Origin of the sequence: Nonomuraea terrae (assembly GCF_004348995.1) — a bacterium.
Lineage (GTDB): Bacteria > Actinomycetota > Actinomycetes > Streptosporangiales > Streptosporangiaceae > Nonomuraea > Nonomuraea terrae.
Window position 1 is genome coordinate 42,916 of the sequence record NZ_SMKQ01000040.1, and the last position, 8,168, is coordinate 51,083.

General features: G+C 68.9%; 7 protein-coding genes. 1 reads left to right on the top strand and 6 read right to left on the bottom strand.

What is annotated here, in order from left to right; all coding sequences use genetic code 11:
• Positions 1–131: 131 nt before the first annotated feature.
• Entirely contained in the window at positions 132–1,232 is a 1,101-nt protein-coding gene (gene rlmN / locus E1286_RS16165) for a dual-specificity RNA methyltransferase RlmN (RefSeq protein WP_132613278.1), read from the bottom strand.
• Between the two features lie 119 nt (positions 1,233–1,351).
• Between rlmN and E1286_RS16170 the strand changes: the two genes are divergently transcribed.
• On the top strand, positions 1,352–2,368 hold the full coding sequence (locus E1286_RS16170; protein ID WP_132613280.1) for a suppressor of fused domain protein: 1,017 nt from the start codon (positions 1,352–1,354) through the stop codon (positions 2,366–2,368).
• Positions 2,369–2,376: 8 nt separating this feature from the next.
• Here E1286_RS16170 and E1286_RS16175 read toward each other — a convergent pair whose 3' ends face one another.
• The 5 genes from E1286_RS16175 to rpsB all read right to left on the bottom strand — a co-directional run bounded on the left by E1286_RS16175 (position 2,377) and on the right by rpsB (position 7,878).
• Positions 2,377–3,216 (bottom strand): phosphatidate cytidylyltransferase, encoded by an 840-nt coding sequence (locus E1286_RS16175; RefSeq protein ID WP_246074898.1) that lies wholly within the window; start codon positions 3,214–3,216, stop codon positions 2,377–2,379.
• A 103-nt stretch (positions 3,217–3,319) separates the two neighbouring features.
• Positions 3,320–3,877, bottom strand: coding sequence for a ribosome recycling factor (gene frr / locus E1286_RS16180; RefSeq protein WP_132613282.1), 558 nt, complete (start codon positions 3,875–3,877; stop codon positions 3,320–3,322).
• Positions 3,878–3,920: 43 nt separating this feature from the next.
• Entirely contained in the window at positions 3,921–4,619 is a 699-nt protein-coding gene (pyrH, locus tag E1286_RS16185) for a UMP kinase (protein WP_223190007.1), read from the bottom strand.
• 146 nt (positions 4,620–4,765) lie between these two features.
• Positions 4,766–5,599: a translation elongation factor Ts gene (tsf, locus tag E1286_RS16190; RefSeq protein WP_132613286.1), complete on the bottom strand. Its 834-nt coding sequence runs from the start codon at positions 5,597–5,599 to the stop codon at positions 4,766–4,768.
• A 1,319-nt stretch (positions 5,600–6,918) separates the two neighbouring features.
• Positions 6,919–7,878 carry a 30S ribosomal protein S2 gene (gene rpsB, locus E1286_RS16195; RefSeq protein WP_132613288.1) on the bottom strand — a complete coding sequence of 320 codons (960 nt, stop codon included), beginning with the start codon at positions 7,876–7,878 and terminating at the stop codon, positions 6,919–6,921.
• Positions 7,879–8,168: the final 290 nt, after the last annotated feature.

The window sequence follows — 8,168 nt, forward strand, 5'->3', positions numbered from 1 at the left end:
GCGAACCGCCCCTCGCCTCCGTGCCCGCAGGAGCCGGTCGGGTCTTCCTGCCGCGACGCTAGGAGCTTGACGTTAGCGTCAAGGTCAAACCCGAGGGCTTCCATGACACGGCGAGGCCGGCGCCCCGTGGATCACTCGGCGGCGGCGAGCTGGCCGCAGGCGCCGTCGATCTCGCGACCGCGCGTGTCGCGCACCGTCACCGGAACCCCGTGGAACTCCAGCCGCCGCACGAACGCCCGCTCGTCCTCCGGCCGCGACGCTGTCCACTTCGAGCCGGGCGTCGGGTTGAGCGGGATGAGGTTGACGTGCACGAGCTTGTTCTTGACCAGCTTGCCGAGCAGGTCGGCCCGCCACTCGTGGTCGTTGACGTCCTTGATCAGCGCGTACTCGATGGAGACCCGGCGCTTCGTCCTGGCCGCGTACGCCCAGGCGGCGTCGAGGACCTCGGCCACCTTCCAGCGCGTGTTGATCGGCACGAGCGTGTCGCGCAGCTCGTCGTCGGGGGCGTGCAGCGACAGCGCCAGCGTCACCGGCAGCCCTTCGTCGGCGAGCTTGCCGATCGCGGGCACCAGCCCGACCGTGGAGACCGTGACGCCGCGCGCCGAGATGCCGAGCCCGTGGGGCGCGGGCTCCACCAGGCGGCGGACGGCGCCGATCACCTGCTTGTAGTTGGCCAGCGGCTCGCCCATGCCCATGAACACGACGTTGCTCACCCGGCCCGGCCCGCCCGGCACCTCACCGGCCGCCAGCGCACGCGCCCCCGCGACGACCTGCTCGACGATCTCCGCGGTCGACATGTTGCGGGTCAGCCCGGCCTGGCCGGTGGCGCAGAACGGGCAGTTCATGCCGCAGCCGGCCTGCGACGACACGCACATCGTCACCCGGTCGGGGTAGCGCATGAGCACCGACTCGACCAGCGCCCCGTCGAACAGCCGCCACAACGTCTTACGGGTGGTGCCGCCGTCGGTGGTCAGCTCGCGGACCGGCGTGAGCAGGCTCGGCAGCAGCGCCGCGAGCTTCTCGCGGGAGCCCGCGGGCAGGTCGGTCATCGCGGACACGTCGGTGGTGAGCCGCTCGAAGTAGTGGCGCGAGAGCTGGTCGGCACGGAACGCCTTCTCGCCCAGCTCGGCCACCGCCGCCCGCCGGTCGGCCATCGACAGGTCGGCCAGGTGCCGTGCGGGCTTGGCTCGCCGGGGCGCGACGAAGGTGAGCTGACCTGGAGGCTGGGACACGTTGCTGCCTTTGCGTGAGGGGTTGTCGACCAGGGTAGTGAACGTTCGGATCGGAGGTGGAATTCCTGGTCACGTTACGGCTCGCGTCCGGGTCTCCCGCCGATCTACAGTCATCTCGTATGGCGATTTTCCGGTCGGCATCCGGCGAGGGTGGCACCGAGGTCGTCCTCGCCTCCGGCAGTCCGTACGGCAGCCGGACGCTCGTGGTCGAGCGGGACGAGGACTCCTCGGTAGCTTACCTGTGCTCTCCCGACGGCACGGTGCACGGCGCGGTCTGGCTGGCCAACCACCGTCCGGCACCGCCCGTGGTCGATCTGCGGCGGATCAACGCCGGCCGGCCCCCACTGATGCCCCGGCCCAACACCCTGCACCCCGAGGGCCGCCGGCCGCTCGGGCAGCTCAGCCCGCTGTGGTTCGAGGAGGGCGACGGCGTGGCCCTCTACGAGGACGACGACCTGCTGGCCGTCATTCCGGGCTGGGCCGACATGCGCAGGGGCATGCCCGGCTACGCGCGGGACGCGGTGGGTGAGACGCCGTTCGCCTGGGCGTTGTCGGAGGCGCTGGAAGGGTTACAACCCCGTATCGAGAACGCCGCATCCTACTGGCGCTGGCGGCACGGCGAGGGGTCGTGGCCGTCGTTCCAGCAGTTCGTGATGGGGCATCTCGACGGGGTGCTGGGCCCGGCCGGCCGCTACTGGGACGCCAGCGGCGACCGCCTGCCGACCGTGGGGATCACCGAACGCCCGCCGCACGGCGAGCGCGGGTTCACCGTGCTGTCCACGGTGGGGATGAGCTGCCAGCGCATGCCGACGGTGGAGCAGTGGATCGACAAACCCGGCGCGTACGCCAGGATCGAGCTGGCCGTGGCCACCCGGGACGACCCGCGCGACGCGGCGCTGCTGCTGGTGTGGCTGGCGCAGTATCCATGGCACTCGGTCACGTGGCTCGGCAACGGGCACACCGCGAAGTGGTATCACGAGCCGTCCACGTTCCCGCTGGGCCCGCAGTATTCGGGGGTCCTCATGCAGGCCAACCCACCCCACATGCCCGACATGTCAGGATTCGCGTTCGGTGGGGAGCTCGTACGGTGGCTCTGGCTGTCCCCCGTCACCACCCAGGCCCTGGAGGCCCAGTGACACTGATTTCACAAGAACAGCGTCATCAGCACCCAGACGGGCACCAACGTCGTCACCAGCGAGTCGAGCCGGTCCATCAGGCCGCCGTGTCCGGGGAGGATCGTGCCGAGGTCCTTGATGCCGAGGTCGCGCTTGATCATCGACTCCACCAGGTCGCCGACCGTCGCCAGCGCCGCCGCCAGCGCGCCGATCAGCGCACCCTGCCAGATCTCACCGCCCAGCAGCCACGTCACCAGCCACGCGCCGACCACCGTGGAGCCGACGACCGACCCGGTGAACCCCTCCCACGTCTTGCGGGGGCTGATCACGCTCATCGGGTGCCGCCCGAACAGCACACCCGCGACATAGCCGCCGATGTCGCTGGCCACGGTGACCGCGATGAACACGAGCACCCGGTGGTCGCCGTCGGGAGCCTTGAGCAGCAACGCCGCGAACGTGCTGAGCATCGCGGGATAGAACAGGATGAACACCGACGCCGAGGCGTCGCGCACGTATCCGTCCGTGCCGGCGCTGAACATTCGCCAGACCAGCAGCACCAACGCGAACGCGGCGAACGTCGCGAGTAACCAGACGGGACCGAGCCAGTACGCGGCCGCCTGCATCACCACCAGCGCCGCCAGCACCGGCACGGCCGGCACCTTGATGTCCCGGGTGTCGAAGGCCTTGACCAGCTCCAGGACCCCTACGCCCACTGCTCCCACGAGCACCAGGAGGAACAGCTCTTTGACGGTGTAGAGCGTGCCGAGGACCAGCGCGCCCAGCACCAGACCGACCGCGATCGCGGCCGGCAGGTTCCTTCCGGTACGGCTGCCGCCGTTCGAACTGGTGCCAGCCGTACGTTCTTCCACTGCGATTCTCCATGTGCCACGGCCCCCGCCGCGGGGGGCGAGGGCCGTAGATGCTGACCCGCTGCCTGAGGCCGTCGGACGCGGCCCTCCGTTGCGGCGCCGCTCAGACCTCGAGCAGCTCGGCTTCCTTGTGCTTGAGCAGCTCATCGATCTTGGCGACGTGCTTCTGGGTGAGGTCGTCGAGCTCCTTCTCGGCCCGCCTGACCTCGTCCTCGCCCGCCTCGCCGTCCTTGACCATCTTGTCGAGGGTCTCCTTGGCGGAGCGGCGGATGTTGCGAATGGACACCTTGGCGTGCTCGCCCTTGGTCCTGGCGACCTTGATGTACTCCTTGCGGCGCTCCTCGGACAGCTCCGGGAACGACACGCGGATCACCTGGCCGTCGTCGGTCGGGTTGACGCCGAGGTCGGAGTCGCGGATGGCCTTCTCGATCGCACCCATGGAGCTCTTGTCGTAGGGCTGGATGAGGACCATGCGCGCCTCGGGCACGTGGAACGACGCCAGCTGCTGAATCGGCGTCGGCGTGCCGTAGTACTCAGCATTGATCTTGTTGAACATCGAGGGGGTGACCCGGCCCGTACGGATGCTCGCGAAGTCCTCCTTCGCGACCGATACGGCCTTGTCCATCTTTTCCTCGGCTTCGAGGAGGGTTTCGTCGATCACAGCGGCTCCCTGTCTTCTAGCTGGCGGTATCGGGCTCGCTCCGTCATTTGCCTGCGGGACTCACCAGCGTGCCGATTTTCTCACCGCGTACCGCTCGCAGGATGTTGCCCTCGCCCATGAGGTCGAAGACCACGATCGGCAGATCGTTGTCCTTGCACAGGCTGATCGCGGTGGCGTCCATGACCGCGAGGTCACGCAGCAGTACCTCGCCGTAGTCGAGATGGTCGAACCTGACCGCGTCGGGATTCTTCCGTGGATCGGAGTCGTAGATGCCGTCGACCTGGGTGCCCTTGAGCAGCGCTTCGGCGCCGATCTCCAGGGCGCGCTGGGAGGCCGCGGTGTCGGTGGAGAAGAACGGCGAGCCGAGCCCCGCGCCGAAGATGACCACACGGCCCTTCTCCAGGTGCCGGATCGCGCGGCGCGGCAGGAACGGCTCGGCCACCTGCTGCATCGTGATGGCGGTCTGCACGCGCGTCTCCACGCCCCGCCGTTCGAGGAAGTCCTGCAGGGCCAGGCAGTTGATGACCGTGCCCAGCATGCCCATGTAGTCGGCCCTGGCGCGGTCGATGCCCCCTTGCGACAGGGTGGCGCCGCGGAACATGTTGCCGCCGCCGACCACGACCGCGACCTGCACGCCCTCCTTGACCGCCTCGGCGATCGAGTCGGCCAGATGATCGACGACTCCCGGATCGATGCCCAGCGGCTCGCTACCGGCGAACGCCTCTCCTGACAGCTTCAACATGACCCGCTTCCACCTGAGCGGGATGTGCTGGTGTTGCGATGAGGAAGCCGCCGTCCGCGTGGATTCGTGGGCTGACTCCCGGTGGTCCTGCACGGCGGCGGCCTCCTTCATTCGGTGGATCGTTAGAGCTGGCAGCTTGCCTAAGCCTAAGCCTGACCAACCTTGAAGCGGACAAAAGCGAGGACCTCGACACCGTTCTCCGAGGCGTACTTGCCCACGCTCTTCTTGTTGTCCTTGACGAAGGCCTGCTGCAGCAGCGTGAAGTCCTTGTACCAGCCGTTCACGCGACCCTCGACGATCTTGCCGATGGCGGCCTCCGGCTTGCCCTCCTCGCGGGTCATCTCCTCGAAGAGCTTGCGCTCCTTCTCGACGACCTCGGTGGGCACGGACTCCGGCTTGAGGTACTGCGGGGCCATCGCGGCGGCGTGCTGCGCGATGTCCTTGGCGACCTCGGCGTTCGGCTTGTCGAGCTGGACCAGCACGCCGACCGCGGGCGGCAGCGCGGGGTCGGTCTTGTGCATGTAGGCGCCGATGTAGCCGCCCTCCAGCACCACGAACCGCCGGATCTCGATCTTCTCACCCAGCGCGGCGTTGGCGACGTCGAGGTGCTCCTTGACGGTCTTGCCGTCGAAGGAGGACTCGAGCAGCGTCGCCACGTCGGCCGGCTTGGTCTCGAGGACGTGCGCCACGACCTGGCCCGCGAGCTCCTGGAAGCGCTCGCCCTTGGCCACGAAGTCGGTCTCGCAGTTGAGCTCGAGCAGCGCGGCGGAAGAGTCGCCGTCCTGCTTCAGCGCGACGAGGCCGTTGGAGGCGGTGCGTGCCTCGCGCTTGCCCACGTCCTTGGCACCCTTGAGGCGCAGGATCTCGATGGCCCGGTCGAAGTCGCCTTCGGACTCCTCCAGCGCCTTCTTGCAGTCCATCATGCCGGCAGCGGTGATCTCGCGAAGCCGCTTGACGTCGGCCATGTTCACGGAAGCCATTGCTCTTTTTCCTTGTGGGATTTCGTCGTCGTCATCGTGGATCGGGTGGGCGCCGGAATCCGGCCACCACCCGGGGTTCGTACGGCGGGCGCGTGCCGTACAGGCGCCTTGTCTCGCTCGGGGCCCGGGTCTTCCACCGGCCCGGGTCGGCCCGACTTTGCTGCTTCGCTTGCCTCGCTGGGCATACTGCCCAGCCTCACGTTCAGCTCACGCCCTCGCTCCAGCCAACCTCAGCCCTCACCGTCCCAGCCGCAGAAACCGCCCGAAGCCGCGTGACACTCGGGCTCAGCCACTCGGAAGTCGTGGACCGACCGCGCCCGGCCATGACACCCGGTTCAGCCGTACCAGGCTTCACCAGACATCACACCGCAGCTCGGTCAACCGGCCTTCCCGAGCGAGCATGCCACTCGAGCCAGAGCCGTCCGACCCCGCCCCGGCACCACGCTCCGAGGCTCAGCCGCCCGACCCTGCACGAGCACCGCCCGGCTCAGCCATCCGACCTCCCTGGGCACCGCACGCGGCTCCGTCCCGGCTTCACCCGAGCGCAGCATCCGCACAGGCGGCGTCTCCGGCCTCGGCCTCGTCCGGGCACAGTGCCCGGCTCAGCCTCATCCCAGAGCACCGGGTCCTACCGCCGCCGGTCGGACGGCCCGTGAGCTCGGCAATCGCCGCGCCGCAGAGCCACCCGCCCGCAGACCGGTACCGGTTCGATCTCCGCACCGCGCCTCGTCGGCGACCGTCCTCATCGGGACGGCGACCGTCTCAGCCCAGCATGGCTCAGTACGCCTCAACGGCCACCTCGCCCTACCTCAGTACGGCACGCTCCGCACGAGCGACCGAATCCAGCCCCCGGCTACCACGCCAGGAGTCCTTCCTCGACCATCCGCGTCTCACGTCGACCATCGGGACGTCCGCAGGCCCAGATCCAAGCCCTGCGGCACCTCAGCCATTCGCCAAGGTCCCGCAGCACCTGTCACCCAGGCCCGACGCTTCAGGCGACCTGGCCTGACAGCCAGACCCTCAGCATCGTGGCCCATGTCCAGTCGTGCCCGCCCGCCAGGACGTCACCACGACGAACTCGCCGCGGTATCCGCCCTGACCTGGCTTACGGCCTCAGCCCCGAAGTCGCCCGCCCGGCGTGCCGCGTCCCGGCTCAGCCATTGCCGAACCCGTACGCACCTTGCCTGACCAACCCCTCCAGGGCCTACGGCCACCGGTGGTTTCGCCTTATTCAGCTGTCACGTTTCGTTGCTGCTCGCTTGGCAAGAACGCCTTGCCGGGCCGTAAGACGGCCAGGCCCGCGCCTAACCGAGAAAGCGTCAGGCCTGCTGCTCGTTCTCGCCCTCGGCAGCGGGGGCCTCGGCCGGGGTGGCCTCCTCAGCGGTGGCACCCTCCTCGGCGGCGGCTTCGGGAGCGGCAGCCTCCGGAGCGGCAGCCTCGGGAGCCTCAGCCTCGGGAGCGGCGGCCTCGGGAGCCGCTGCGGCCTCCTCGGCCGGGCGCTCGCCGGTGCCCTGCTCGATGAGCTCGCGCTCCCACTCGGCCAGCGGCTCGGCGGCGGCCGGCTTCTCGTCACCGCGGGCGGCGCCGGAGCGAGCCATCAGACCGGCCGCGACACCGTCGGCGACGACCCTGGTCAGCAGGCCGACGGCGCGGATGGCGTCGTCGTTGCCCGGGATCGGGTAGTCGACCTCGTCAGGGTCGCAGTTGGTGTCGAGGATCGCGACGACAGGGATGCCAAGCTTCTTGGCCTCGCTGATCGCGATGTGCTCCTTCTTGGTGTCGACGACCCACACCGCGCTGGGCACGCGGCCCATGTCACGGATGCCGCCGAGCGTGCGCTCGAGCTTGTCCTTCTCGCGGCGCCGCATGAGGAGCTCCTTCTTGGTGAGCCCCGAGGCCGCGACGTTGTCGAAGTCGAGCTCCTCGAGCTCCTTCAGGCGCTGCAGCCGCTTGTGCACGGTCGAGAAGTTGGTGAGCATGCCACCCAGCCAGCGCTGGTTGACGTACGGCATGCCGACCCTGGCCGCCTGCTCGGAGATGGCCTCCTGCGCCTGCTTCTTGGTGCCGATGAAGAGGATCGTGCCGCCGTGGGCGACCGTCTCCTTCACGAAGTCGTAGGCGCGGTCGATGTACGACAGAGACTTCTGCAGGTCGATGATGTAAATGCCGTTGCGCTCGGTGAAGATGAAGCGCTTCATCTTCGGGTTCCAGCGCCGGGTCTGGTGACCGAAGTGAACGCCGCTCTCGAGCAGCTGTCGCATGGTGACGACGGGGGCCATGTTCTGGTCCTCCAGGTCTGGGCGCCCTGCGGAGGGGCGCGGTTCTCGGTTGTGCCGCGGCAGCGCGTCGTCTGCCGCCCTGATGCCCCGAACCCGCTCCAGCCGGGCACTAGGCCCGGACCGATGGCGCGGTCCGCAATGGGGCATGCGAAGTCGGCCTGTGTCACAGGCCATCGGAAAGTCTACCTCCCACACCACCCCAGGCTGACCGTCTGCGGTCAAACGGACATCCCGCCCTTCTCCCGCATCCTTTCCCATCCCACCGCATCAACCGCCTCCTCCCATCACCC